This is a genomic window from Salmonella sp. SJTUF15570 (assembly GCF_043357055.1).
Taxonomy (GTDB): domain Bacteria; phylum Pseudomonadota; class Gammaproteobacteria; order Enterobacterales; family Enterobacteriaceae; genus Salmonella; species Salmonella enterica.
This window is the reverse complement of record NZ_JBEUKJ010000004.1, coordinates 301,732-328,370: the sequence shown is the minus strand read 5'-3', so window position 1 is coordinate 328,370 and position 26,639 is coordinate 301,732. Positions and strand designations below refer to the sequence as shown.

At 52.1% G+C, this 26,639-nt stretch carries 18 protein-coding genes; 12 read left to right on the top strand and 6 right to left on the bottom strand.

The features are described from left to right. Window positions 1-79: 79 nt before the first annotated feature. The gene (locus ABVN44_RS10370; protein ID WP_000436894.1) at window positions 80-973 is read left to right on the top strand and encodes a YcbJ family phosphotransferase; all 894 of its coding nucleotides are present in this window, start codon (window positions 80-82) and stop codon (window positions 971-973) included. Here the strand turns inward: ABVN44_RS10370 and elyC are convergent. Then, entirely contained in the window at window positions 953-1,729 is a 777-nt protein-coding gene (gene elyC / locus ABVN44_RS10365) for an envelope biogenesis factor ElyC (protein ID WP_023231944.1), read from the bottom strand. The genes ABVN44_RS10370 and elyC overlap by 21 nt on opposite strands. Window positions 1,730-1,864: 135 nt before the next feature. Between elyC and cmoM the strand changes: the two genes are divergently transcribed. From cmoM to ABVN44_RS10330, 7 genes are all read left to right on the top strand, one after another. Beyond that, on the top strand, window positions 1,865-2,668 hold the full coding sequence (gene cmoM, locus ABVN44_RS10360) for a tRNA uridine 5-oxyacetic acid(34) methyltransferase CmoM (RefSeq protein WP_001154025.1): 804 nt from the start codon (window positions 1,865-1,867) through the stop codon (window positions 2,666-2,668). Then, window positions 2,661-3,983 (top strand): chromosome partition protein MukF, encoded by a 1,323-nt coding sequence (mukF, locus tag ABVN44_RS10355; RefSeq protein ID WP_001288828.1) that lies wholly within the window; start codon window positions 2,661-2,663, stop codon window positions 3,981-3,983. The genes cmoM and mukF overlap by 8 nt, the downstream gene beginning before the upstream one ends. Further along, the gene (mukE, locus tag ABVN44_RS10350; RefSeq protein WP_000060024.1) at window positions 3,964-4,668 is read left to right on the top strand and encodes a chromosome partition protein MukE; all 705 of its coding nucleotides are present in this window, start codon (window positions 3,964-3,966) and stop codon (window positions 4,666-4,668) included. The genes mukF and mukE overlap by 20 nt, the downstream gene beginning before the upstream one ends. Next, window positions 4,668-9,134, top strand: coding sequence for a chromosome partition protein MukB (gene mukB / locus ABVN44_RS10345; protein ID WP_023231942.1), 4,467 nt, complete (start codon window positions 4,668-4,670; stop codon window positions 9,132-9,134). The genes mukE and mukB overlap by 1 nt, the downstream gene beginning before the upstream one ends. A gap of 344 nt (window positions 9,135-9,478) precedes the next feature. Beyond that, a complete protein-coding gene (ldtD, locus tag ABVN44_RS10340; RefSeq protein ID WP_023204241.1) occupies window positions 9,479-11,326 on the top strand; it encodes a L,D-transpeptidase in 1,848 nt (615 codons plus the stop codon). 259 nt (window positions 11,327-11,585) lie between these two features. Beyond that, window positions 11,586-12,134 (top strand): YcbK family protein, encoded by a 549-nt coding sequence (locus ABVN44_RS10335; protein WP_000357052.1) that lies wholly within the window; start codon window positions 11,586-11,588, stop codon window positions 12,132-12,134. A 27-nt stretch (window positions 12,135-12,161) separates the two neighbouring features. Next, the gene (locus tag ABVN44_RS10330; protein WP_001109471.1) at window positions 12,162-12,809 is read left to right on the top strand and encodes an MBL fold metallo-hydrolase; all 648 of its coding nucleotides are present in this window, start codon (window positions 12,162-12,164) and stop codon (window positions 12,807-12,809) included. A 61-nt stretch (window positions 12,810-12,870) separates the two neighbouring features. On the opposite strand, the gene aspC is transcribed toward ABVN44_RS10330, so the two are convergent. The 4 genes from aspC to ABVN44_RS10310 all read right to left on the bottom strand — a co-directional run bounded on the left by aspC (window position 12,871) and on the right by ABVN44_RS10310 (window position 18,006). Next, window positions 12,871-14,061: an aspartate transaminase gene (aspC, locus tag ABVN44_RS10325; RefSeq protein ID WP_000462653.1), complete on the bottom strand. Its 1,191-nt coding sequence runs from the start codon at window positions 14,059-14,061 to the stop codon at window positions 12,871-12,873. A gap of 184 nt (window positions 14,062-14,245) precedes the next feature. Further along, entirely contained in the window at window positions 14,246-15,337 is a 1,092-nt protein-coding gene (ompF, locus tag ABVN44_RS10320) for a porin OmpF (protein ID WP_000977709.1), read from the bottom strand. A gap of 606 nt (window positions 15,338-15,943) precedes the next feature. Continuing rightward, window positions 15,944-17,344: an asparagine--tRNA ligase gene (asnS, locus tag ABVN44_RS10315; RefSeq protein WP_000117867.1), complete on the bottom strand. Its 1,401-nt coding sequence runs from the start codon at window positions 17,342-17,344 to the stop codon at window positions 15,944-15,946. Between the two features lie 200 nt (window positions 17,345-17,544). Then, window positions 17,545-18,006 (bottom strand): Lrp/AsnC family transcriptional regulator, encoded by a 462-nt coding sequence (locus tag ABVN44_RS10310; protein WP_023232659.1) that lies wholly within the window; start codon window positions 18,004-18,006, stop codon window positions 17,545-17,547. Between the two features lie 317 nt (window positions 18,007-18,323). Here ABVN44_RS10310 and dpaL point away from each other — a divergent pair, with 317 nt between their 5' ends. Both dpaL and ABVN44_RS10300 read left to right on the top strand, forming a co-directional pair. Then, window positions 18,324-19,538, top strand: coding sequence for a diaminopropionate ammonia-lyase (gene dpaL, locus ABVN44_RS10305; protein WP_000544858.1), 1,215 nt, complete (start codon window positions 18,324-18,326; stop codon window positions 19,536-19,538). A 245-nt stretch (window positions 19,539-19,783) separates the two neighbouring features. Further along, complete coding sequence (locus ABVN44_RS10300; RefSeq protein ID WP_048348815.1) at window positions 19,784-21,217, top strand: sodium:alanine symporter family protein; 1,434 nt, start codon at window positions 19,784-19,786, stop codon at window positions 21,215-21,217. A gap of 80 nt (window positions 21,218-21,297) precedes the next feature. Here the strand turns inward: ABVN44_RS10300 and pncB are convergent, their stop codons facing one another. Beyond that, on the bottom strand, window positions 21,298-22,500 hold the full coding sequence (gene pncB, locus ABVN44_RS10295) for a nicotinate phosphoribosyltransferase (RefSeq protein WP_023232662.1): 1,203 nt from the start codon (window positions 22,498-22,500) through the stop codon (window positions 21,298-21,300). Between the two features lie 266 nt (window positions 22,501-22,766). On the opposite strand from pncB, the gene pepN reads away from it, so the two are divergent. Continuing rightward, entirely contained in the window at window positions 22,767-25,379 is a 2,613-nt protein-coding gene (pepN, locus tag ABVN44_RS10290) for an aminopeptidase N (protein ID WP_048348814.1), read from the top strand. 207 nt (window positions 25,380-25,586) lie between these two features. After that, entirely contained in the window at window positions 25,587-26,597 is a 1,011-nt protein-coding gene (pyrD, locus tag ABVN44_RS10285) for a quinone-dependent dihydroorotate dehydrogenase (protein ID WP_000291723.1), read from the top strand. Window positions 26,598-26,639 lie beyond the last annotated feature (42 nt).

Genomic DNA, 26,639 nt, shown 5'->3' with positions numbered 1-26,639 from the left:
TCCCTTGATCTGATACGGGTGACATCTGTCCATACGACGCTCATTATTAAAGCAGTAGCACTAATGGGGGTAATCTGGAATGGAACAGTTGCGGGCCGAACTCAGTCATTTGTTGGGTGAAAAACTTAGCCGTATAGAGTGCGTGAATGAGAAAGCGGATTCCGCATTGTGGTCATTATATGACAGCCAGGGAAATCCGATGCCGCTGATGGCGCGAAGCTTTACCACTCCCGGCGTTGCGCAGCAACTGGCATGGAAAACCTCAATGCTGGCGCGTAGCGGTACGGTGAGGATGCCGGTAATCTATGGCGTATTGACGCATGAAGAGCATCCTGGTCCGGATGTGCTGCTGCTGGAACGGCTGCGCGGTGTGCCGGTCGAGGCGCCGGCGCGCACTCCGGAACGCTGGGAACAGCTAAAAGATCAGATTGTCGAAGGGCTGTTAGCCTGGCATCGGCAGGATAGCCGCGGTTGCGTTGGCGCCGTAGACCATACTCAGGAGAATATCTGGCCTTCCTGGTATCGTCAGCGGGTGGAGGTGCTGTGGACGACGCTAAATCAGTTCAGCAATACCGGTCTGACGATGCAGGACAGACGCATTCTGTTTCGTACCAGAGAATGTCTTCCTTCGTTATTTGAAGGGTTTAACGACAACTGCGTACTGGTGCATGGCAACTTCTGCCTGCGCAGTATGCTTAAAGACGCCCGTAGCGATCAGCTTCTGGCGATGGTCGGCCCCGGGCTGATGCTGTGGGCGCCGAGAGAGTTCGAACTGTTTCGCCTGATGGATAATCCATTGGCGGAGGGATTGCTTTGGCATTATCTGCAACGCGCGCCAGTGGCGGAGTCCTTCATCTGGCGGCGTTGGCTCTATGTGCTGTGGGACGAGGTTGCGCAATTGGTCAATACCGGACGTTTTAACCGTACCAATTTTGATCTGGCGGCGAAATCATTACTCCCCTGGCTTGCCTGATATGCCTTTCAGCCATTGCCAAAGTCGCCCTAATGTTTCATACCCAGCGCGATCGCTGTGCATCAGCCAGACCGGGGACGGAATTGCCCGCTCCCAGGGATTGAGCGGCGAATCGATCGCCAACTGATTCGCCGGTGCGGGAAGCGGATTCAGCCCGGCATGCTGAAAGAAAATCATCGCACGCGGCAAATGCGAGGCGGAGGTTACCAACAGGAAAGGGGCGTCGCCGATGGCCTGCTTAACGGCGACGGCTTCTTCTTCCGTATCTTTTGGCTTATCCAGCGTAATAATATCGCTACGCGGTACGCCCAGCGACTGCGCCACCCGCGCACCGACTTCCGCCGTGCTTACCGTATTGGTTTTTGCTACGCCGCCGGTAAAAATCAGCCTGGCTTCCGGATTCGCGCGCCACAGCCGGATGCCTTCCGCCAGCCGCGGCAAGCTGTTGTTAATTAAATTAGAGCTCGGCGCCCACTGCGGGTTCCAGGTATAGCCGCCGCCGAGAACCACAATATATTCCACCTTTTGCGGACCCTGCCAGGTAGGGTAGCGGTTTTCTATCGGACGTAGCAAATGGTCGGAAACGGGTTGCAGGCTTAATAGCAATAGCGCCAGCCAACCTACGCTGATAAATACTTTTCCGGTCTTCTGAAAGCGGCTAAACCAGAGCAGCGCCAGGCCGACGCCAATGATCAGCAACATCAGCGGAAGCGGCAATAACATACCGCCAATCACTTTCTTTAGCGTAAAAAGCATCCTTTTTGGTTCCTTTTTTAACCATATAGCGGAGGATTAACGGTGATATTACACCAGACAGGTTCATTCTCGCCGCGGCTGTGACAAAATAGCGGTTTTATCAGATAACGCCTGAGCCAGCCTGTGGAGAGTCCGATGCAGGATCGCAATTTTGATGACATTGCTGAAAAGTTTTCCCGTAACATTTACGGCACGACCAAAGGGCAACTGCGGCAAGCCATTCTGTGGCAAGACTTGGATCGCGTGCTGGAGGAGATTGGCGGGCGGAAACTGCGGGTGCTGGATGCCGGCGGCGGCGAAGGGCAAACGGCGATTAAGATGGCGGAACGCGGCCATCAGGTGACGTTATGCGATCTGTCTGGCGAAATGATCGCCCGCGCGCGGCAGGCGGCCGAGGCAAAAGGTGTGAGCAAAGACATGCATTTTATACAATGCCCGGCTCAGGACGTCGCTTCGCATTTGGAAAGCCCGGTTGATCTGATATTGTTTCATGCTGTGCTGGAGTGGGTAGCCGATCCTGTCGGCGTATTAGAAACGCTCTGGTCAGTATTGCGCCCTGGCGGCGCGCTGTCGTTGATGTTCTATAACGCTAACGGTTTGCTGATGCACAATATGGTGGCGGGTAATTTTGACTACGTGCAGGCGGGGATGCCTAAACGCAAGAAGCGCACGCTGTCGCCTGACTACCCGCGCGACCCCGCGCAGGTGTACCAGTGGCTGGAGGCGATTGGCTGGCAGATTACCGGTAAAACCGGCGTGCGTGTGTTTCATGATTATCTGCGTGAAAAACACCAGCAGCGTGACTGTTATGAGACCCTGGTCGAACTGGAAACGCGTTATTGCCGCCAGGAGCCGTATATTAGCCTTGGGCGCTACATTCATGTCACCGCGATTAAAAGCCCGGCGCTAGCCGCAGATGCAAGGATAACCTATGAGTGAATTTTCCCAGACAGTCCCCGAACTGGTTGCCTGGGCCAGAAAAAACGACTTTTCCATCTCGCTGCCGGTAGACAGACTTTCCTTTCTGCTGGCGGTCGCCACGTTGAACGGCGAACGCCTTGACGGCGAGATGAGTGAAGGCGAGCTGGTGGATGCATTCCGCCATGTGAGTGATGCGTTTGAGCAAACCAGCGAAACCATCGGCGTGCGCGCGAACAACGCGATTAACGATATGGTGCGTCAACGTCTGCTGAACCGCTTTACCAGCGAGCAGGCGGAAGGCAATGCGATTTACCGATTAACCCCGCTCGGGATTGGCATCACCGATTACTACATTCGTCAACGCGAATTCTCTACGCTGCGTCTTTCTATGCAGTTGTCGATTGTGGCCGGCGAATTGAAGCGCGCGGCGGATGCGGCAGCGGAGGGTGGCGATGAGTTCCACTGGCATCGCAACGTTTACGCGCCATTGAAATATTCGGTGGCGGAGATTTTCGACAGTATCGATCTCACCCAGCGCATCATGGATGAACAGCAGCAGCAGGTGAAAGATGATATCGCACAACTGCTGAATAAAGACTGGCGGGCGGCGATTTCCAGCTGTGAACTGCTGCTTTCCGAAACGTCCGGTACGCTGCGCGAGTTGCAGGATACGCTGGAGGCGGCGGGCGATAAGCTACAGGCTAACCTGCTGCGCATTCAGGATGCCACGATGACGCACGACGATCTGCATTTTGTCGACAGGCTGGTGTTTGACTTACAAAGTAAACTCGACCGTATTATCAGTTGGGGTCAGCAGTCTATTGATTTATGGATCGGCTACGATCGTCACGTGCATAAATTTATCCGTACCGCGATCGATATGGATAAAAACCGTGTCTTCGCCCAGCGGTTGCGCCAGTCCGTGCAGACTTATTTTGACGATCCGTGGGCGCTAACCTACGCGAATGCCGATCGTCTGCTGGATATGCGCGATGAAGAGATGGCGTTGCGTGACGATGAAGTCACCGGGGAGTTGCCGCCGGATCTGGAATATGAAGAGTTTAACGAGATCCGCGAGCAGTTAGCGGCCATCATTGAAGAACAGCTGGCTATCTACAAAACCAGACAAACGCCACTGGATCTTGGGCTGGTGGTGCGCGAGTATCTGGCGCAATACCCGCGCGCGCGTCATTTCGACGTGGCGCGTATTGTTATCGATCAAGCGGTACGTCTTGGCGTAGCGCAAGCAGATTTCACCGGACTGCCAGCCAAATGGCAGCCGATTAATGATTACGGAGCCAAGGTACAGGCGCATGTCATTGACAAATATTGAACAAGTGATGCCGGTTAAGCTGGCGCAGGCGCTGGCGAATCCGTTATTTCCGGCGCTGGATAGCGCATTACGTTCGGGCCGCCACATCGGGCTGGACGAACTGGATAATCATGCCTTTCTGATGGATTTTCAGGAATACCTGGAAGAGTTTTACGCGCGTTATAACGTGGAACTGATTCGCGCGCCGGAGGGGTTCTTCTACCTGCGTCCGCGTTCTACCACGCTTATCCCGCGCTCGGTGTTATCCGAACTGGATATGATGGTCGGTAAAATTCTCTGCTACCTCTATCTTAGCCCGGAGCGTCTGGCCAACGAAGGGATCTTTACTCAGCAAGAGTTGTACGACGAGCTGCTTACCCTTGCGGACGAAGCCAAACTGCTAAAGCTGGTGAATAACCGCTCGACGGGATCTGACGTTGATCGTCAGAAACTGCAGGAAAAGGTGCGTTCTTCTTTGAACCGCCTGCGTCGTTTGGGCATGGTATGGTTTATGGGCCACGACAGCAGCAAATTCCGCATTACCGAATCGGTCTTCCGCTTTGGCGCGGATGTCCGCGCCGGCGACGATCCTCGCGAGGCGCAGCGTCGTCTCATCCGCGACGGGGAAGCGATGCCCATTGAAAACCATCTGCAACTTAATGATGAGACCGAAGAGAATCAGCCGGACAGTGGAGAGGAAGAATAATGATTGAACGCGGTAAATTTCGCTCGCTAACGCTGATTAACTGGAACGGTTTTTTTGCTCGCACTTTTGACCTGGATGAACTGGTCACGACGTTATCCGGGGGCAACGGCGCCGGGAAATCCACGACGATGGCGGCGTTCGTCACGGCGCTGATCCCGGATCTCACATTACTGCACTTTCGTAACACCACGGAAGCCGGCGCCACCAGCGGTTCGCGCGATAAAGGTTTGCACGGTAAGCTGAAGGCGGGCGTCTGTTACTCCATGCTCGACACCATTAATTCCCGCCATCAGCGGGTGGTGGTCGGCGTGCGTCTGCAGCAGGTCGCTGGGCGCGATCGCAAAGTGGACATCAAACCGTTCGCTATCCAGGGGCTGCCGATGTCGGTACAGCCGACACAACTGGTGACGGAGACATTAAACGAACGTCAGGCGCGCGTACTATCGCTTGCTGAGCTGAAAGACAAGCTTGACGAGATGGAAGGCGTGCAGTTTAAGCAGTTTAACTCCATCACCGATTATCATTCGCTGATGTTTGACTTAGGGATTATCGCCCGTCGTCTGCGCTCCGCTTCCGATCGTAGTAAATTCTATCGTTTGATAGAGGCCTCGCTGTACGGCGGGATCTCCAGCGCCATTACCCGATCGCTACGCGATTATTTATTGCCGGAAAACAGCGGCGTGCGCAAGGCATTCCAGGATATGGAAGCGGCGCTGCGCGAGAACCGACTCACGCTGGAAGCGATTCGTGTTACCCAATCCGATCGCGATTTGTTTAAGCATTTGATCAGCGAAGCCACCGATTATGTGGCGGCGGATTATATGCGCCACTCCAATGAGCGTCGGGTTCACCTTGATCAGGCGTTGGCGTTTCGACGCGAACTGTACACATCGCGCAAGCAGCTGGCGGCGGAGCAGTACAAGCACGTCGATATGGCCCGTGAGTTGGGCGAACATAACGGTGCCGAAGGTTCTCTTGAGGCGGATTACCAGGCGGCGAGCGATCACCTGAATCTGGTGCAAACCGCGCTGCGTCAGCAGGAAAAAATTGAACGCTACGAAGCGGATCTTGAAGAGCTGCAGATTCGACTCGAAGAGCAAAACGAAGTGGTGGCGGAAGCCGCCGAAATGCAGGACGAAAATGAAGCGCGTGCCGAAGCCGCCGAGCTGGAAGTCGATGAACTCAAAAGCCAGCTTGCGGATTACCAGCAGGCGCTGGATGTACAGCAAACGCGCGCGATTCAGTATAACCAGGCGATATCAGCGCTCGCCCGCGCTAAAGAACTTTGCCATCTGCCGGATCTAACGCCGGAAAGCGCCGCCGAATGGCTGGATACTTTCCAGGCAAAAGAGCAGGAAGCTACGGAAAAACTGCTGTCGTTGGAACAAAAAATGAGCGTGGCGCAAACCGCGCACAGCCAGTTTGAGCAGGCTTACCAGCTAGTAGCGGCGATCAACGGCCCGCTGGCGCGTAGCGAAGCCTGGGATGTGGCGCGCGAGCTGTTACGGGACGGCGTGAACCAGCGTCATCTGGCGGAACAGGTACAGCCGTTGCGGATGCGCCTGAGCGAACTGGAACAGCGGCTGCGCGAGCAGCAAGAGGCGGAACGTCTGCTGGCTGAGTTCTGTAAGCGACAGGGCAAAAATTTTGATATTGACGAACTGGAAGCGCTGCATCAGGAGCTGGAAGCCCGCATAGCGTCCTTGTCTGATAGCGTGTCGTCAGCCAGCGAACAGCGTATGGCCTTGCGTCAGGAGCAGGAGCAGCTTCAGTCGCGTATTCAACATCTGATGCAACGCGCTCCTGTCTGGCTGGCGGCGCAGAATAGCCTGAACCAGCTTAGCGAACAGTGCGGCGAGGAGTTTACGTCCAGCCAGGAAGTGACCGAATACCTGCAACAGCTACTGGAGCGTGAGCGCGAAGCCATTGTCGAACGCGACGAAGTGGGCGCGCGTAAAAATGCGGTTGATGAAGAGATCGAACGTTTAAGCCAGCCGGGCGGCGCGGAAGACCAGCGTTTGAATGCGCTGGCGGAGCGTTTTGGCGGGGTACTGCTGTCGGAAATCTACGACGATGTCAGTCTTGAAGATGCGCCGTACTTTTCCGCACTGTATGGCCCGTCGCGCCATGCGATCGTCGTACCGGATTTATCGCAAATAGCCGAACAGCTTGAAGGTCTGACCGACTGCCCGGAAGATCTGTACCTGATCGAAGGCGATCCGCAGTCTTTTGATGACAGCGTATTCAGCGTTGACGAGCTGGAAAAGGCGGTGGTCGTGAAAATTGCCGACCGTCAGTGGCGTTATTCGCGTTTCCCGTCGCTGCCTATTTTTGGCCGTGCGGCGCGCGAGAACCGTATTGAAAGTCTCCATGCGGAACGGGAAGTGCTTTCCGAGCGCTTTGCCACGCTCTCGTTTGACGTGCAGAAAACCCAGCGTTTGCACCAGGCGTTCAGCCGTTTTATCGGTAGCCACCTTTCTGTTGCCTTTGAGGACGATCCGGAAGCGGAAATTCGCCGACTGAACGGGCGTCGCGTCGAGCTGGAGCGCGCGCTGGCGACGCATGAAAGCGACAACCAGCAGCAGCGCCTTCAGTTTGAGCAGGCCAAAGAGGGCGTTTCCGCGCTTAACCGTTTGCTGCCGCGGCTGAATTTATTGGCCGATGAAACGCTGGCCGATCGGGTCGATGAAATTCAGGAGCGGTTGGATGAGGCGCAGGAAGCGGCGCGATTTGTGCAGCAATATGGCAACCAGTTAGCCAAACTGGAGCCAGTAGTTTCCGTTCTGCAAAGCGATCCGGAACAGTTTGAGCAATTAAAAGAAGACTATGCATGGTCGCAGCAAATGCAGCGCGACGCGCGCCAGCAGGCTTTTGCTCTGGCTGAAGTTGTCGAACGTCGGGCGCATTTCAGCTATTCCGACTCGGCGGAAATGCTGAGCGGCAACAGCGATCTCAACGAAAAGCTGCGCCAGCGGCTGGAGCAGGCGGAAGCCGAGCGTACCCGCGCCCGCGAAGCGCTGCGCAGCCATGCCGCGCAGTTAAGTCAGTACAGCCAGGTTCTGGCCTCGCTAAAAAGCTCTTACGACACGAAAAAAGAGCTGCTTAACGATTTGCAGCGCGAATTACAGGATATTGGCGTTCGCGCCGACAGCGGGGCGGAAGAGCGCGCCCGCCAGCGTCGGGATGAACTGCACGCTCAGTTGAGCAATAACCGTTCGCGTCGCAATCAGCTTGAGAAAGCGCTCACCTTCTGCGAAGCGGAGATGGAGAACCTGACCCGTAAGCTGCGCAAGCTGGAGCGTGATTATCATGAAATGCGCGAGCAGGTCGTGACCGCGAAAGCTGGCTGGTGCGCAGTCATGCGGATGGTGAAAGACAATGGCGTGGAACGCCGTCTGCACCGTCGTGAGCTGGCTTATCTGTCGGCGGATGAACTGCGCTCCATGTCGGATAAGGCGTTGGGCGCGCTGCGCCTGGCCGTCGCGGATAACGAACATCTGCGCGACGTATTGCGTCTGTCGGAAGATCCGAAACGCCCGGAACGTAAAATCCAGTTCTTTGTGGCCGTTTACCAGCATCTGCGCGAACGTATTCGTCAGGATATTATTCGTACCGACGATCCGGTTGAAGCCATTGAACAAATGGAGATTGAACTGAGCCGTCTGACGGAAGAGCTGACATCGCGTGAGCAAAAGCTGGCGATCAGTTCCCGCAGCGTGGCAAACATTATCCGCAAAACTATCCAGCGTGAGCAGAACCGTATCCGTATGCTGAACCAGGGTTTGCAAAGCGTCTCGTTTGGCCAGGTGAATAGCGTGCGGTTAAACGTCAACGTGCGTGAAACGCATGCCACCTTGCTGGATGTGCTTTCAGAACAGCAGGAGCAGCATCAGGATCTGTTTAACAGCAATCGTCTGACCTTCTCCGAAGCGCTGGCGAAACTGTACCAGCGCCTGAATCCGCAGATCGATATGGGGCAACGCACGCCGCAGACCATCGGCGAGGAGCTGCTGGACTACCGTAACTATCTGGAAATGGAAGTTGAAGTTAACCGTGGGTCCGACGGCTGGCTGCGTGCGGAATCCGGCGCGCTATCAACGGGGGAAGCTATCGGGACCGGGATGTCAATTCTGGTGATGGTGGTGCAAAGCTGGGAAGACGAAGCGCGCAGACTGCGCGGGAAAGATATTTCGCCATGTCGCCTGCTGTTCCTCGATGAAGCGGCGCGTCTGGATGCGCGCTCTATCGCCACGCTGTTTGAACTATGCGAACGTTTGCAGATGCAGCTCATCATCGCCGCGCCGGAAAACATCAGTCCGGAGAAGGGCACGACGTATAAACTGGTGCGTAAAGTGTTTCAGAATACTGAGCATGTTCATGTTGTCGGGCTGCGTGGCTTTGCGCCGCAGCTTCCGGAAACGCTTCCCGGTACGCAAACGGAAGATACGCCTTCAGAAGCGAGTTAAATACGGCAGAAACGATGACGTGCCTGATGGCGCCTCGTTTATCAGGCAAGGCCGGATAAGTCGGTTACGCCGCCATCCGGCACAACAAGTTCTGCTTTATCATTAGCCTGGGGCGGCGAAAGCCGCCTTTTTCTTTATCTGAAAAATCTCTCCGGGTAGTGCATTTTCTTTAAACTTCTTTACATTAGGTTAGGCAAAAACGTAACGAACTTTATATACTGGAGTTAAGCCTGACGAGTGAGCAGGCTGACTCGTCATACTAAACAAAAGCATTGGTTGCGGTTGACCCGCGCTGCGGGCAGCACAGTCATGCGGAGTATGATAACGAAAACAGGGGGCAAGGGATGTTGCTTAACAAGATGTGTGGTCGTTGTCTGTCGGCAATCAGTTTATGCCTGGCCGTAACATTCGCTCCACTGTTCAATGCGCAGGCCGATGAGCCTGAAATGATACCTGGCGATAGCGCCGTTGCCGCGCCGGATCTGGCTGGGCCGCAGAAGCAATCAGCCGCGACGGCGATTATGGCCGGGATTCAGCCGCTGCCGGAGGGCGTTTCAGCCGAGAAAGTCCGGGCTGATTTACAGTCGCAGCTTCCTTCCGGCTATACGCCGGTCTATATGAGCCAGCTGACATTGCTGTATGCCGCGCGCGACATGAAGCCCATGTGGGATAATCGCGATGCGGTGAAAGTCTTCCAGCAACAGTTGGCGGAGGTGGCGATTGCCGGATTCCAGCCGCAGTTTACCGCCTGGGTGGCATTGTTGACCGATCCCGCCGTAAACGGTATGGCGCGCGATGTTGTGTTGTCAGACGCCATGATGGGCTATCTCCATTTCATTGCGAATATCCCCGTCAAAGGCCAGCGCTGGTTATATAGCAACAAACCTTACGCATTGGCGACGCCGCCAGTCTCGGTGATTAACCAGTGGCAAATCGCGCTGGAAGAGGGCCAGTTGCCGATGTTTGTCGCCAGCCTGGCGCCGCAGCATCCACAGTATGCGCCCATGCATGACGCGCTACTGAAGCTGGTGGCGGACTCTCGCCCGTGGCCGCAGTTGGCCAATACCGCGACGCTGCGCCCGGGGCAATGGAGTAACGATGTGCCTGCGCTGCGCGAAATATTACAGCGTACGGGGATGCTGGATGGCGGTCCAAAGATAGCCTTACCCGGCGATAACACTGCTGATAGCGCCGTCGTCAGCCCCTCCGCCGCGGTAGTCGAAACATCGGTGGCGCAGCCGGTCGACGAACCAACGGCCCGCCGTAGCAAGTCGGCTCCGGCGGCACGCGCCTACGATCGTGAACTGGTCGAGGCGGTAAAGCGTTTTCAGGCATGGCAAGGGCTGGGGGCGGATGGCGTTATTGGCCCGGCGACGCGTAACTGGCTTAATATGACCCCCGCGCAACGCGCAGGCGTACTGGCACTGAATATCCAACGTTTACGCCTGCTGCCGGCGGAACTCTCTACCGGTATTATGGTAAACATTCCCGCTTATTCGCTGGTCTACTATCAGAATGGCAACCAGGTGCTGGCTTCAAGGGTGATCGTCGGGCGTCCCGATCGTAAAACGCCGATGATGAGCAGCGCGCTGAATAATGTGGTGGTGAACCCGCCGTGGAACGTTCCGCCCACGCTTGCGCGTAAAGACATTTTACCGAAGGTGTGGAATGACCCAGGCTATCTGGAGCGCCATGGCTACACCGTGATGCGCGGCTGGAACAGCAAAGAAGCGATCGATCCGTGGCAGGTTGACTGGGCCACCATTACGCCATCGAATCTTCCGTTCCGTTTCCAGCAGGCGCCAGGCGCGCACAATTCGCTGGGGCGTTATAAATTTAATATGCCGAGTTCAGATGCTATCTATCTGCACGATACGCCTAACCATACTCTCTTTCAGCGTGACGCCAGGGCGTTAAGTTCCGGCTGCGTGCGGGTCAATAAGGCCTCTGAACTGGCGAATATGCTCTTGCAGGATGCTGGCTGGAACGATGCGCGGATCTCTGGCGCCCTGAAGCAAGGCGACACGCGGTATGTCAATATCCGGCAGAACATTCCAGTAAATCTTTACTATCTGACCGCGTTTGTCGGCGCAGATGGACGTATGCAATATCGTACAGATATTTACAATTACGATCTCACAGCGCGATCCAGCGCACAAATTGTGCCAAAGGTTGAACAATTAATCAGGTAAATGAAGAAGTTCTGGTAAATATGTTGTCCTAATGTTTGGCTTCAACGGGGCGTTTCGCTGTAGACCCCCGTTGTGGCTGGGGGAGGGCCATCTTGACGCGGGCTTTATCGGCAGTTAAGGTGCCTTTCGTGCGCCAGAAGTGCATATACAACAACCTTTAAGTCGACCGGGCCGTTCAGAAGTCTGTGCCAGCCGGTATCATGTTTGCTTAAAGGTAGAAGTGTATTAACGATAACATTGACCTGTAGACCTGATTATCATGGACAAATTTGACGCTAATCGCCGCAAGCTGCTGGCGCTTGGTGGTGTCGCTCTCGGCGCCGCCATCCTGCCCGCGCCAGCGTTTGCCACACTCTCGACCCCACGCCCGCGCATTTTGACGTTAAACAATCTCCATACCGGAGAGTCAATCAAGGCGGAGTTTTTCGATGGAAGAGCCTACATTCAGGATGAATTAGCAAAGTTAAACCATTTTTTCCGTGACTATCGCGCGAATAAAGTCCGATCAATCGATCCCCGCCTGTTTGACCAACTTTACCGACTTCAGGGGCTGTTAGGGACGCGTAAACCTGTGCAGCTCATCTCAGGCTACCGTTCTCTTGATACCAATAATGAATTACGCGCCCGTAGCAGCGGCGTAGCGAAAAAAAGCTACCATACAAAAGGGCAGGCGATGGATTTTCATATTGAAGGCGTGGCGCTGAGCAATATTCGCAAAGCGGCGTTATCTATGCGCGCAGGTGGTGTAGGATATTACCCACGTAGTAACTTTGTGCATATTGATACCGGGCCGGCGCGGCACTGGTAATCAGCGAGGCTTAATCAAAGGAGCAGTATGAACTATCGTATTATTCCGGTCACCGCGTTCTCCCAGAACTGTTCATTAATCTGGTGCGAACAAACCCGGCTGGCGGCGCTGGTCGATCCGGGCGGCGACGCGGAAAAAATTAAACAGGAAGTGGACGCCAGCGGCGTGACGTTGATGCAAATTTTACTCACGCATGGGCATCTCGATCATGTCGGCGCGGCGAGTGAACTGGCGCAGCATTACGGCGTTCCTGTTATCGGTCCGGAAAAAGAAGATGAGTTCTGGCTGCAAGGACTGCCGGCGCAAAGCCGCATGTTTGGTCTGGATGAGTGTCAGCCGCTGACGCCTGATCGCTGGTTGAACGACGGCGATCGCGTCAGCGTAGGGAATGTGACGTTACAGGTGTTACATTGTCCGGGACACACGCCGGGACACGTGGTTTTCTTTGATGAACAGTCGCAACTGCTGATCTCCGGCGATGTGATTTTCAAAGGTGGCGTCGGGCGCAGCGATTTTCCTCGCGGCGATCACACCCAGTTGATTGACGCCATTAAGCGTAAATTATTGCCGCTTGGCGATGATGTGACCTTTATTCCTGGCCACGGCCCGCTCTCTACGCTCGGATACGAGCGTCTGCATAATCCCTTCCTGCAAGATGAGATGCCGGTCTGGTAAGCAGAATGAAAAAGCCTGCAATGTGCAGGCTTTTTTATCGGTCACGCCAGTCGACAGCTTTTTATAGTACCGCGACAATGGCTTCGCACAGCGGCGCCATATTATCCGGGGTCATGCCCGCCACGTTCACGCGACCAGAAGCCACGGCATAAACGCCAAACTCTTCACGCAGACGCAGCACCTGATCTTTGGTCAGACCGCTGAATGAGAACATCCCGTTCTGCTTGATAATAAAGCTGAAGTCACGGTTCGCGCCTTTTTCCTGCAAGGTATTCACGAACAGTTGACGCATACGCTGAATACGCTGGCGCATGTCCGTCAGTTCCTGTTCCCAGATAGCGCGCAGGGCGTCATTACTCAGGATAGTCGCGACGATGGACGCGCCGTGCGCTGGCGGGTTGGAGTAGTTAGCGCGAATGGCGGATTTCATCTGGCTAAAAGCGCGATCCACGGTTTCCGCATCGGCAGCCACGAGGGTGCAGGCGCCGACGCGCTCATTATATAAGCCGAAGTTTTTGGAGTAGGAGCTGGCGACAATGAGCTCTTTATGCAGCGCGGCAAAGGCGCGCAGACCTTCCGCATCTTCTTCCAGGCCGCGGGCAAAGCCCTGGTAAGCGAAATCGAATAGCGGCAGCCACCCTTTTTCAACGGAAAGCTCAGCCAGAACCTGCCACTGTTCCAGAGTAGGGTCAATGCCGGTTGGGTTATGACAGCAACCGTGGAACAGAACCACATCGCCGGCCTGTGCTTCGCTCAGGCTGGCTTGTAGCGCTTCAAAATCCAGCGTGTGATTTTCCGCATCGTAGTAAGCGTACTCCCGAACTTCCAGGCCGGCAGCGTTAAACACGCTTTTGTGGTTCGGCCAGCTGGGGTTGCTCACCCACACCCGTTTTACCGGAGTATTTTTTGCTAAAAAGTCGGCGGCAATGCGTAACGCGCCGGTACCGCCCGGCGTTTGCGCCGTGCGTGCGCGCTTATCGTTAATCAGCGCGCTGCCTTTGCCGAACAGCAGTTCCTGAGTGCAGCGAGCAAATTCCGGAATCCCGTCAATGCCGAGATAGTTTTTCGTCGTTTCATTTTCCAGTAAATACTGCTCGGCTTTTTTAACGCTGGTGAGCACCGGTGTTTTGCCGGTTTCATCTTTATATACGCCAATGCCAAGGTTAATTTTCCCTGGACGGTCATCGGCGCGAAACAGATCGGCCAGGCCCAAAATCGGGTCGGCAGGAGCGGCGGTTATGTTCTCAAACATGACGAGGTTCCATTATAGTTACAGAAGGGAAATCCGCTATCAGGTTAACGGCAGATTTACAAAATGCCAACCGTTAGCGCTAAAAAGCCCGCCTGTTTTTGAAAGACGCACATTTTCTCTAAGAGAGATAAAAAAACAGGACCGAAGTCCTGTTTTTGAGGCATAAAACAAAGGGGTCTGCTGATCAGAACTGGTAAGTAATACCGACAGCCGCCTGATCGTCGGTGCCAACGTAGCTGGAGCTGTAGTCGTTTTCGTCCAGCAGGTTGAAACGGTAGTCAACCCATACGTTCATGTTTTTGTTGAAGTAGTAAGTCGCGCCCGCCTGAATATATTTCGCCAGATCGGCCGAGCCGTCGGCGCCGTTCAACTGCTTACCTTTACTCTGCACATACGAGATTGCCGGACGCAGGCCGAAGTCAAACTGGTACTGAGCGACCACTTCCAGGTTCTGCGTTTTGTTTGCCATTTCCACGGTATCGGTAACCGTATTTTCAACAATGCTCATATTGCGGGTTTCAGCATATACGGCAGCCAGGTAGACGTTGTTTGCATCATATTTCGCGCCAACGGCCCATGACTCTGCGCGATCGCCATTACCATCGCGATCCTGCTGATCGTTAGTACGCTTGCTGTTGCTGTACGCTGCGGTGACGCCAAAGCCGTCGAACTCATATGCCATGGTGTAACCTACGCCATCGCCATTCTGAGAGTTAATGCTGTGGTTGTCCTGATTTTTACCCTGATACTGGATACCGAAAGAGAGACCGTCCACCAGACCAAAGAAGTCAGAGTTACGGTAGGTCAACAAACCGCCAGCACGGCTGGTCATGTAGTTATCAGTATAGGCGCCGCCCCAGGTTTCGCCGGAGAAGTAGGGGGCCATATCGGTATAGGATTCAACATCGTAAACGATACCGTAGTTACGACCATAATCGATTGAACCCACTTCCGCGTATTTCAAACCCGCGAAAGCCAGACGTACCAGATTCGAGTTCTGCTGTTCGCCTTCAGCGCGGTCTGCTTTAGTACGGTATTCCCACTGACCGAAACCGGTCAGATCTGTGTTAATCTGCGTTTCCCCTTTAAAACCAATCTGGGCATAAGTCTGGTCGGCATTTTTACTATCGCCGGTCGTTGTCCATACGTGACGACCCACGGCTTTACCGTACAGATCCAGCTTATTACCATCTTTATTATAAATTTCTGCTGCGTTTGCGGTTGCAGCAGCCAGCAGGGCAGGGATCACCGCTGCCAGGATTTTGCGCTTCATCATTATTTATTACCCTCATTGGTTTTTTTATATGACACCTGCCACTGCCGTCAATAAATTCCGTCAATAAAACTTTACAGAAATATTGATGAGAGTTTGGTGTCTTTATGTGTCTGACAGGCATCTTTCCATTCAAACTAACGTTTCGCTACCGTGAAAGTGCTACAAATATAAAGATTTGGTTTCAAAAGGAAAAAATATGTAAACAAATGTTATTTTCGCGGAACTTTGTGAACAACGTCAAACTTCCCCTGAGTTCTCGCTTTGATTTGATCGTTTTTCTTTTATCACTATGATTTTATTGTAATTATTGGCTTGTAGCACCGTTGTGCCTGAAAAAGCAGCAGACGAGCTATTTCATAAAAATAGCCATTTAGAAGTCTTGATGTCCGAAATTGTGGTGAAAAATTGTGCTATTAGAGCAGAAAAATCTAATCCGCAATAAAATTAAGGATTAATTTTTATGTGTAAATATTTTCGTGAAATATACAGTAACAAGATGTGGTAATTCAGAGGGTTGTAATTAAATTTATTTACTTATTGATAATAAAACTGACGTTCAGGCGAAAAAAAAGGCCAGCATAGCTGGCCTTGAGTGTGACGTAAAAATCAGAAGCTGGCGTTGCGTGGGGTCCGTGGGAACGGAATAACATCGCGCACGTTTTGCACACCCGTGACGTAAGCGATAAGGCGTTCAAAGCCCAGGCCAAAGCCGGAATGCGGTACAGTACCGTAGCGACGCAAGTCGCGATACCACCAGTAATCCTCTTTATTCAGCCCCATTTCGGCCATACGGGCATCCAGCACATCCAGACGCTCTTCACGCTGGGAACCACCGATGATTTCGCCGATTCCCGGCGCCAGCACATCCATGGCCGCCACGGTTTTGCCATCTTCGTTAAGGCGCATGTAAAACGCTTTAATTTCTTTCGGATAGTTTTTCACCACTACCGGCGCTTTGAAATGCTCTTCCGCCAGATAACGTTCGTGTTCGGAAGAGAGGTCGACGCCCCAGAACACCGGGTTTTCAAATGTCTTACCACAGCGTTCCAGAATGGCGACCGCATCGGTGTAATCCACCTGAGCAAAGTCGGTGGAGACAAAACGCTCCAGACGAGCGATAGCGTCTTTATCCACGCGTTCGGCAAAGAACTTCATGTCATCCGCACGCTCTTCCAGAACCGCCTTGAAGACATATTTCAGCATGGCTTCCGCCAGACGGGCGTTGTCTTCCAGATCGGCGAACGCCACTTCCGGCTCCAGCATCCAGAACTCCGCCAGGTGGCGGCTGGTGTTGGAATTTTCCGCGCGGAAGGTCGGCCCAAAAGTATAGATTTTGGACAGCGCACAGGCATACGTTTCACCGTTGAGCTGGCCGGAGACGGTCAGGAATGATTCTTTGCCAAAAAAGTCTTTGTCAAAATCTACTCTGCCCTGGTCGTTACGCGGCAGGTTTTCCAGATCCAACGTTGAGACGCGGAACATTTCGCCAGCGCCTTCGGTATCGGAAGCGGTAATCAGCGGGGTAGAGACCCAAAAGAAACCCTGCTCATCGAAGAAGCGATGCAGCGCCTGCGCCAGAGTATGGCGGACGCGCGCTACCGCGCCAATCAGGTTGGTGCGCGGGCGCAGATGCGCGACTTCACGCAGATACTCAATGCTATGGCGTTTTGCCGCCATCGGGTAGGTATCCGGATCTTCCACCCAGCCTGCGACCTCTACTTTCGTGGCCTGGATTTCGAAACTTTGCCCCTGTCCCGGCGACGCGACAACCTTACCTGTTACTACCACGGAGCAGCCTGTCGTCAGGTGTAATACTTCTTCATTATAATTGGGCAGAGAATTATTAATGACAGCCTGTACAGGATCAAAGCAGGAGCCGTCATAAACGGCGAGGAAGGAGATGCCAGCTTTTGAATCTCGGCGGGTACGCACCCATCCGCGCACGGTGACTTCTTGGTCAACGGCTACGCGGCCCTGGAGTACGTCGGCTACAGGCACAACGCTCATAATATTCTCTCTAGTTAATAGTCGGAAAAAATAAACACTTGTCCACCCGAAATGGGGGTATTCCTATGTTACCTGGCATCTGCAATCAGACAAGCAGAAATCGCATCTGGAAGCAGGTTTTCAGAAAGAAACCTGTAAAAAGTTCGCACCTGCTCGCGAACCATTGAGAATTTAGGCTGGTTTTGCAAGCTTTGCGCACGTTACTCGATCAGGACGCGCATCTCTTGCTTGGCGTTTTGCATCACGACAATCGTTTTAAAAGACTTTATATTGCCTGAGGAAAAGAAAAGCTCACGGGTAAGCGCTTCATATTCCGCCATGTCACGAACATTGAGCACCAGTAAAAAGTCGAAATCGCCCGTTACGTAGTAGACCTGCTGCACCTGCGGGCAACTGACAAACCGTTGACGAGCCTCTTCCAGTAAATTGAATCGCTCGTTTTCGATCACCACCTGCACCACAATCGTGACCGGGCGTCCCACTTTGCCAGCATCAACAAGGCTGACATTGCCTTTAATTATGCCCGCCTCCTCCAGTGCCGCGATACGACGATTCACTGCCGAAGGTGAAAGATTGACCTGTTCGGCGATTTCCCGCTGAGAAAGACGATTATCGCGCTGCAATAATGTCAGAATGTTTTTATCCCAGGCGTCAAGCTTCATATCGCAAATAACCTCTTTAAGGTGATGACTATCACTGTGCGCAATTTTGCCGCGTCCAGGTCGTTAAAAAAAGGTGAAAATTGCACGACGATGGGCATTTTCGCGCCATTTAACAGCAATAAGCATAGTACTATCATAATCAGTGGAATAAAGAAAAGGACGTAATAGATATTGTGCGACTCTTTTATCAGTACGGTTTATTAAAGTGAGGATAACCACTACTACAGCCACAAAACGCGAGTTCTTTACTTGTTTCTACTCAATAATTGCCAAAAACATATTATTTCAATAAATAAACTTTAACAAAAGGTATCATTATGCATGAACTTATTAAATACCAGTTTAATACACGTCGGAAAAAATATGGTACAGGAGCGGCCTTAAGTTTGCTTAACGGAAACGTTGGGCGTGAGGTGTTAGCATTTCATAAAAAATTACCCAATTATGCCGTCACGCCGTTACATAATCTGGCGCATCTAAGCCGGCGGCTTGGACTAGGGTCCATCCATATTAAAGATGAATCCTGGCGTTTTGGTCTGAATGCTTTTAAAGGTCTGGGCGGCTCTTATGCTGTAGGAAAATATCTCGCTGATAAATTGCAATGTGATATTAACTCGTTAAGTTTTGCTGCCCTTAACACTCCTGAGATTAAAGAAAAAATTAAGGATTGTGTTTTTGTTACCGCGACGGATGGCAATCATGGCCGTGGTGTGGCGTGGGCGGCGGAGCAATTAGGTCTAAAAGCCGTCGTTTATATGCCTAAAGGATCATCGTTAATCCGGGCAGAGAATATTCGCCATCATGGAGCTGAATGCACCATCACCGATCTGAACTACGATGATGCAGTGCGACTGGCCCATAGAATGGCGCAAACAAAAGGCTGGGTGCTTTTGCAGGATACAGCCTGGACAGGGTATGAAGAGATCCCAACGTGGATTATGCAAGGCTATATGACACTAGCGGTTGAAGCTTATGAGCAGCTCGCAGAAACAAACAGTCCGTTGCCAACCCACCTTATTTTACAAGCGGGGGTGGGATCGTTTGCTGGCAGTGTTATGGGTTATTTTGTTGAAAAAATGCAGGAAAATATCCCTAATATTATTGTGGTTGAGCCGCATCAGGCCAACTGTCTTTATCAATCCGCAGTTATGAATGATGGTCAACCTCACTGCGTCACTGGCGATATGGCGACGATAATGGCCGGGCTTGCGTGTGGGGAGCCGAATATTATCAGTTGGCCTATTATTCGGGACAACACCAGTTGTTTTATTTCCGCTGATGATTGTCTGGCGGCTAAGGGTATGCGCATTTCTGCCGCGCCGCGTCCAGGCACTGATACGCCTTTTATTTCCGGCGAGTCCGGAGCTATTGGCGTAGGGTTACTTTATGAGTTGATGAACAATATGCATTATCAGGATCTTGCTAATCGCTTACAGCTTGATGCCAATGCTCATGTTCTGCTTATTAGCACCGAAGGCGATACGTCCCCAGATATTTATGAAGATATAGTCTGGAACGGACGCAGTGCTTAAACATTACGACTAAAAAATTAGATAATAAAGGCAGCATGTAAAAAACGCGTTTTTTTTACGCATAATAAATCTAATGCAGGAAGCAAAACTTCATAACAATATACCATTAAAACGGCATTTAGTGAGTAAGGGATGCTCCTACCCGCTGACTTTCCAGTTTAGTGTTGTTGGCAAAATTCAGGATTACGCTGAACTGGAAAGATTATTTCTGAGACTGAACGAATTAATTTAAATCCGAGGTCATTATGTTAGAGCAACTTTCACAACTCTTTGAATTTCTATGGGGTGGCCCATTATTTTTGTGTGTCATCGGCATTGGCTTTTATTTTACAGTACGCCTCAAATTTTTCCAGATTATCAATTTAAAAGAAATTTACCGTAATACAATTGGTACACTTGCCGGAAAAAATAAACAAAGCACTACTGGCGAGGCAGCGTCTAAAAAATCCTTAAAATCAATAGAGGTGGCTGCCACTGTGCTATCCGGCTCATTAGGCGCGGGAACGATCGCAGGTGTTGCTGCGGCTATTGCGGTTGGCGGACCTGGGGCAATTTTCTGGATGTGGATCATTGCGGTCGTGGGTATGATGACCAAAATGGTTGAAGTGACGCTGGCGGTGAAATACCGAAGTAAAGGTGAGAATGGCGAATATTATGGCGGCCCAATGCATTATATTAAGAAAGGGCTCAATAAAAAATGGCATCCCCTGGCAGGATTATATGCGTTTGCATTAATGATTCTGGTTATTACGGATGCCTGTTTTGTGCAAACTAATACGATGGCGGCGGTCATTCACTATACGTTTGACATCCCAACAAGCGTCATCGGGGGATTTATTGTCATCGTAGGCGCGTTGGTTATTTTAAAAGGACTCGCCAGTCTTGGTAAATTCTGTACGATTGCACTTCCACCGATCACCATTGCCTATTTCATTGGTGCCGCTGGTGTAGTGGTATTGAATATCGAGGCTATCCCACAGGTTATAAAAAGTATTTTCTATTATGCCTTTGCCCCTGCGCCAGCAGCCGGTGGCTTTGTCGGGTCAACCATCATGATGGCCATCAGTAAAGGAGCCAGTCGCGGAATATTCACTAACGAAGCCGGCATGGGTACCTCGGCCACAGTACATGCTACTGCCAACGTGGATTACGCTTTCCGTCAGGGAATGTGGGGGGCAGTGGAAGTATTTTTTGTCTCAATGATTACCTGTAACTTTACCGCATTTGCTGTACTTGCTTCTGGTATGTGGACAGACGCCAGTTATCAAGGTATTCAGATTATCTTTGCCGCCTTAAAAGAAACATGGCATCCGATTATTGTTCAGTTTCTCTGTCTCGGTGTGGCGTTGATTCTGTTTACTTCTTATCTTGGTTCATATATTAAATTTCGCACTTCGATAAACTATATTTTTGGCGACAAGCTAGAACGAATTATTAAATGGCTATATTTTTTGCCGCCACTGATTGCCGTTAATATGGAAATCCCGGTAATCTGGTTAATGGCTGATATTGCTGTCGGTTTTCTGGTTATCCCCAACGTAATTGCTCTGTTCTTGCTGCGTAAAGAATTTATTAGCGAATTCAATATATTCAGAACGCGTACACAGCGGGACACTCATTCTGAAAAAACAACGCAAATTACGCACGTAAATATGTCGAAGAGTGAAGGGGAAGAATAGTCACCATCGCGGGCAGAACAGGTAAAATGGTCAGAAGAGTAACAAAGCGCCCACTTTCCGGGCGCTTCGCACAGGCATGGTTAACTTGCTTTACGCACCTGCGGGAGATCGAACGCTTTACGCAGCGCGCGCACAAACGCTTTATCATGACAGATCGTTTTACCGGGGCTGTCGGAAAGTTTAGCCACCGGCTTTCCGTTACATTCCACGAGTTTAATCACGATATTGAGCGGTTTTACCTGAGGGATATCGCAGGTCAGGCGGGTACCGATGCCGAAGCTTAACTGCACGCGAGAGGCGAAATGGCGATAGAGCTCGACCGCCTTTGGCAGATCAAGGTTATCTGAAAAGACCAGCGTTTTTGTCAGCGGATCAATCCCCAGCTTTTCATAATGGGCAATCGCCTTTTCGCCCCATGCGACAGGGTCTCCTGAGTCGTGGCGTAACCCCTGATAACGGCTGGCGAATTCAATGCCGAAATCGCGTAAAAACGCATCCATTGTAATGCAATCTGTCAATGCGATACCAAGCTGGTCCGGATATTCGTTAAGCCAGGCGGCCAACGCGGCACGCTGACTGGTCGCCAGGTCCGGACTGATTTGTTGATGCGCCTGGAACCATTCGTGCGCCTGAGTGCCCATCGGCGTCAGCGCCAGGCGACGCGCGAGATCATAGTTGCTGGTGCCGACGAACCATGACTCCTGCTGGAGACGTTTAACTATCGCCTGCTGCACTTCACGAGAGAAACGGCGGCGGGTGCCGAAGTCCATCAGGTGGAAGCGGGACATATCGAGATTGGCGGTTAACGCAGTGAAATTAACCAGCTTACTTTCCAGCGCGTCGAGCGCCTGATCAACACCCGCGTTTGGCGAGCGGTAGTGATGAACCAGCTCACTGATCACGGCCAGCAGCGGCACTTCCCACATAATGACTTCACGCCACGGGCCGGTTAAGCGAATATTCAGCTTGCCGTTATCGTTGGTGACACAGACTTGAGCCGGGTTATAGCGAAACTCGCGTAACCAGTTCAGATAATCCGGTTTAAAAAAGGGCAGGCCGGAGAGCCACTGGAACTCGTCCTCCTGGAGGCGCAGGTGCTGCATCGCGTCCACCTGCTCGCGAATAGCATCGGCATAAATACCCAGCAGGTCGTCGCCACGGCAACGAAACTCAGCCGCTACCTGCACATCATAGTAGTGGTGAAAAACGGCTTGCTGCATATGCAACTTATAAGCATCTGTATCCAGCAACGAGTGCAGAACAGGAGAAGCGAATTGTGTCATAGGTGCGCTGTTGCGTCCTCTCACGGGAGCGTTTAGTACAATAAACAACTAAGAAAACCGCTGGAGTATACCTTGTTTAGCGATTTATTGAACCCCGATCACACCATAAGCTGTCTTTAGGGTCGAGCGCATTTCGTGCCCCATGTTATAAAAATGTAGCAAATAGGCCGTTTGTGCCTGAAAAGATGAACATTCTGCGTAGCGCGATTTGCGCAACAGGAATAGACTGGAGTCGACACTCTACACAAAGATGCGAAAGGTTTTTTATGACACAACAGCCACAAGCCAAATACCGCCATGACTATCGCGCGCCGGATTACCAGATTACTGATATTGACTTGACCTTTGACCTCGATGCCGAAAAAACCGTGGTCACCGCAATAAGCCAGGCTGTTCGTCATAGCGCGCCTGATGCGCCTCTTCGCCTTGATGGGGAAGATTTAACGCTGGTATCTATCCACGTCAACGATGCGCCGTGGACAGCATATAAGGAAGAAGAGGGCGCGCTTATCATCAGCGACCTGCCAGAGCGTTTTACGTTACGCATTGTCAACGAGATAAGTCCGGCGGCGAATACGGCGCTGGAAGGATTGTACCAGTCCGGCGATGCGCTCTGTACCCAGTGTGAAGCGGAGGGCTTCCGCCATATTACCTGGTATCTTGACCGCCCGGACGTACTGGCGCGATTTACCACCAAAATTATTGCCGATAAAAGCAAATATCCGTTCCTGCTCTCCAATGGCAACCGTGTTGCGCAGGGGGAACTGGAGAATGGCCGTCACTGGGTTCAGTGGCAAGATCCGTTCCCGAAACCGTGTTATCTGTTTGCGCTGGTGGCCGGTGATTTTGACGTGCTGCGCGATACCTTTACCACCCGCTCCGGGCGTGAAGTCGCATTAGAACTGTACGTTGACCGTGGCAATCTGGATCGCGCGCCGTGGGCAATGACTTCGCTGAAAAATTCCATGAAATGGGATGAAACGCGTTTTGGGCTCGAATATGACCTCGACATCTATATGATTGTCGCGGTGGATTTCTTTAATATGGGCGCGATGGAGAATAAAGGTCTCAATATCTTTAACTCCAAATACGTGCTGGCGCGAACCGATACCGCGACGGATAAAGATTATCTCGATATTGAGCGCGTGATAGGTCATGAGTATTTCCACAACTGGACCGGCAACCGCGTCACCTGCCGCGACTGGTTCCAGTTGAGCCTGAAAGAGGGGCTAACCGTGTTCCGCGATCAGGAGTTTAGCTCTGATTTGGGGTCACGCGCGGTGAACCGCATCAGTAACGTGCGTACCATGCGCGGTTTACAATTCGCGGAAGACGCCAGCCCGATGGCGCATCCTATCCGCCCGGATAAAGTAATCGAAATGAATAACTTCTACACCCTCACCGTTTATGAAAAGGGTGCGGAAGTCATTCGCATGATCCACACGTTGCTGGGTGAGGAAAATTTCCAGAAGGGGATACAGCTTTATTTTGAGCGCCATGACGGCAGCGCCGCGACGTGTGATGACTTCGTACAGGCGATGGAAGATGCTTCTAATGTCGATTTGTCCCATTTCCGCCGCTGGTACAGTCAGTCCGGCACGCCGATTGTAACGGTAAAAGATGATTATAATCCGGAAACCGAGCAGTACACGTTGACCATCAGCCAGCGTACTCCGGCGACGGCGGATCAGGCGGAGAAGCAGCCGCTGCATATTCCATTCGCCATTGAACTGTACGATAACGAAGGCAACGTCATTCCGTTGCAAAAAGGTGGTCATCCGGTCAACGCCGTGCTGAACGTCACGCAGGCGGAGCAGACATTTACCTTCGATAATGTCTACTTCCAGCCTGTTCCGGCCTTGCTGTGCGAGTTTTCCGCGCCGGTGAAACTGGAATATAAATGGAGCGATCAGCAGTTGACGTTCCTGATGCGCCATGCGCGCAATGATTTCTCCCGTTGGGATGCGGCGCAAAGCCTGCTGGCCACATACATTAAACTGAATGTGGCGCGTCATCAGCAGGGGCAACCGCTATCGCTTCCGGTGCATGTCGCTGATGCGTTCCGCGCAGTACTGTTGGATGAGAAAATCGATCCGGCGTTGGCCGCAGAAATTTTAACGCTGCCTTCGGCCAATGAAATTGCGGAGCTGTTTGAGGTCATTGACCCGATCGCCATTGCGCAAGTTCGTGAAGCGCTAACGCGTACGCTGGCGGCAGAACTGGCGGATGAGTTCCTGGCTATCTATAACGCCAATCATCTGGATGAGTATCGTGTTGATCACGGCGATATCGGTAAGCGCACGCTGCGCAATGCTTGCCTGCGCTTCCTGGCGTTTGGCGAGACGGAGCTGGCTAATACGCTGGTCAGCAAACAGTATCGCGACGCCAATAATATGACCGATGCGCTGGCGGCCCTGTCTGCTGCTGTGGCGGCGCAGTTGCCGTGCCGAGATACGCTGATGCAGGAGTATGACGATAAGTGGCATCAGGACGGCCTGGTGATGGATAAATGGTTTATCCTGCAATCCACGAGCCCGGCGGAAAATGTACTGGAAACCGTACGCGGCCTGCTCAAACACCGTTCTTTCAGTATGAGCAACCCGAACCGCATCCGTTCATTAATTGGCGCGTTTGCTGGCAGCAACCCGGCGGCGTTCCATGCGCAAGACGGTAGCGGATACCAGTTCCTGGTCGAGATGCTGACCGATCTGAATAGCCGTAACCCGCAGGTAGCATCTCGCCTCATTGAACCGCTGATTCGTCTGAAACGTTATGATGATAAGCGTCAGGAGAAAATGCGTGCGGCGCTGGAGCAGTTAAAAGGACTGGAGAATCTTTCCGGCGATCTGTACGAGAAGATAACTAAAGCGTTAGCCTGACAGTATCCGTTATAAAGAGGTAAGACATGCCCGGTAAGCGTTAGCGCTGCCGGGCATTTTTTTGCCGGACGATGACGCTTCCTGGCGAAACGTGAAGTGAGAATGAAGGAAAACGATTGCTATTTATTGCCGTAGGTCAATTCCCTTTTGCCTTGTTATCGCCCATAATACGCCCCCGGTTTGCACACCGGGAATCCAGGAGAGTTCATGTACTATCCCTTCGTTCGTAAAGCCCTTTTCCAGCTCGATCCAGAGCGCGCTCATGAATTTACATTTCAACAATTACGCCGCATTACAGGTACGCCGCTGGAAGCGCTGGTGCGCCAGAAAGTACCGACAAAGCCGGTTACCTGCATGGGACTTACCTTTAAAAATCCACTGGGGCTGGCTGCCGGTCTGGATAAAGACGGGGAGTGCATCGACGCGTTAGGCGCGATGGGGTTTGGCTCCCTGGAAATCGGCACCGTGACGCCGCGCCCACAGCCGGGTAACGATAAGCCGCGTCTTTTTCGTCTGGTGGATGCTGAAGGTCTGATCAATCGGATGGGCTTTAATAATCTGGGCGTCGATAACCTGGTCGAGAATGTTAAAAAAGCCCATTTTGATGGTATTCTGGGAATTAACATCGGTAAAAATAAAGATACGCCTGTCGAAAATGGCAAAGATGACTACCTGATTTGTATGGAAAAAGTCTATGCTTATGCGGGTTATATCGCCATTAATATTTCTTCGCCGAATACGCCAGGGCTACGTACGCTCCAGTATGGCGATGCGCTGGACGATCTGTTAACTGCCATTAAAAATAAGCAAAACGATCTTCAGGCGATCCACCATAAATATGTGCCGGTGGCAGTAAAGATCGCGCCGGATCTTTGTGAAGAAGAATTGATCCAGGTTGCCGATAGCCTGCTTCGTCATAATATTGATGGGGTGATTGCGACAAATACCACCCTCGATCGTTCTCTGGTACAAGGAATGAAAAATTGCCAGCAAACGGGGGGATTAAGTGGCCGGCCATTACAATTAAAAAGCACAGAAATTATTCGCCGTTTATCCCAGGAGTTAAAGGGACAATTGCCTATTATCGGCGTCGGCGGCATTGACTCAGTTATCGCCGCGCGCGAGAAGATAGCGGCAGGAGCTACGCTGGTACAAATTTATTCTGGCTTTATTTTTAAAGGCCCGCCATTGATTAAAGAAATCGTAACGCACATCTAAACTTTAGCCTTTATCAGACAACCAGGGCTTTATTTCCGGCGC

Coding starts and splice junctions, on each gene's coding strand:
- ABVN44_RS10370 (WP_000436894.1), top strand. CDS start 80: ATGGAACAGTTGCGGGCCGAACTCAGTCATTTGTTGGGTGAAAAACTT.
- elyC (WP_023231944.1), bottom strand. CDS start 1,729: ATGCTTTTTACGCTAAAGAAAGTGATTGGCGGTATGTTATTGCCGCTT.
- cmoM (WP_001154025.1), top strand. CDS start 1,865: ATGCAGGATCGCAATTTTGATGACATTGCTGAAAAGTTTTCCCGTAAC.
- mukF (WP_001288828.1), top strand. CDS start 2,661: ATGAGTGAATTTTCCCAGACAGTCCCCGAACTGGTTGCCTGGGCCAGA.
- mukE (WP_000060024.1), top strand. CDS start 3,964: ATGTCATTGACAAATATTGAACAAGTGATGCCGGTTAAGCTGGCGCAG.
- mukB (WP_023231942.1), top strand. CDS start 4,668: ATGATTGAACGCGGTAAATTTCGCTCGCTAACGCTGATTAACTGGAAC.
- ldtD (WP_023204241.1), top strand. CDS start 9,479: ATGTTGCTTAACAAGATGTGTGGTCGTTGTCTGTCGGCAATCAGTTTA.
- ABVN44_RS10335 (WP_000357052.1), top strand. CDS start 11,586: ATGGACAAATTTGACGCTAATCGCCGCAAGCTGCTGGCGCTTGGTGGT.
- ABVN44_RS10330 (WP_001109471.1), top strand. CDS start 12,162: ATGAACTATCGTATTATTCCGGTCACCGCGTTCTCCCAGAACTGTTCA.
- aspC (WP_000462653.1), bottom strand. CDS start 14,061: ATGTTTGAGAACATAACCGCCGCTCCTGCCGACCCGATTTTGGGCCTG.
- ompF (WP_000977709.1), bottom strand. CDS start 15,337: ATGATGAAGCGCAAAATCCTGGCAGCGGTGATCCCTGCCCTGCTGGCT.
- asnS (WP_000117867.1), bottom strand. CDS start 17,344: ATGAGCGTTGTGCCTGTAGCCGACGTACTCCAGGGCCGCGTAGCCGTT.
- ABVN44_RS10310 (WP_023232659.1), bottom strand. CDS start 18,006: ATGAAGCTTGACGCCTGGGATAAAAACATTCTGACATTATTGCAGCGC.
- dpaL (WP_000544858.1), top strand. CDS start 18,324: ATGCATGAACTTATTAAATACCAGTTTAATACACGTCGGAAAAAATAT.
- ABVN44_RS10300 (WP_048348815.1), top strand. CDS start 19,784: ATGTTAGAGCAACTTTCACAACTCTTTGAATTTCTATGGGGTGGCCCA.
- pncB (WP_023232662.1), bottom strand. CDS start 22,500: ATGACACAATTCGCTTCTCCTGTTCTGCACTCGTTGCTGGATACAGAT.
- pepN (WP_048348814.1), top strand. CDS start 22,767: ATGACACAACAGCCACAAGCCAAATACCGCCATGACTATCGCGCGCCG.
- pyrD (WP_000291723.1), top strand. CDS start 25,587: ATGTACTATCCCTTCGTTCGTAAAGCCCTTTTCCAGCTCGATCCAGAG.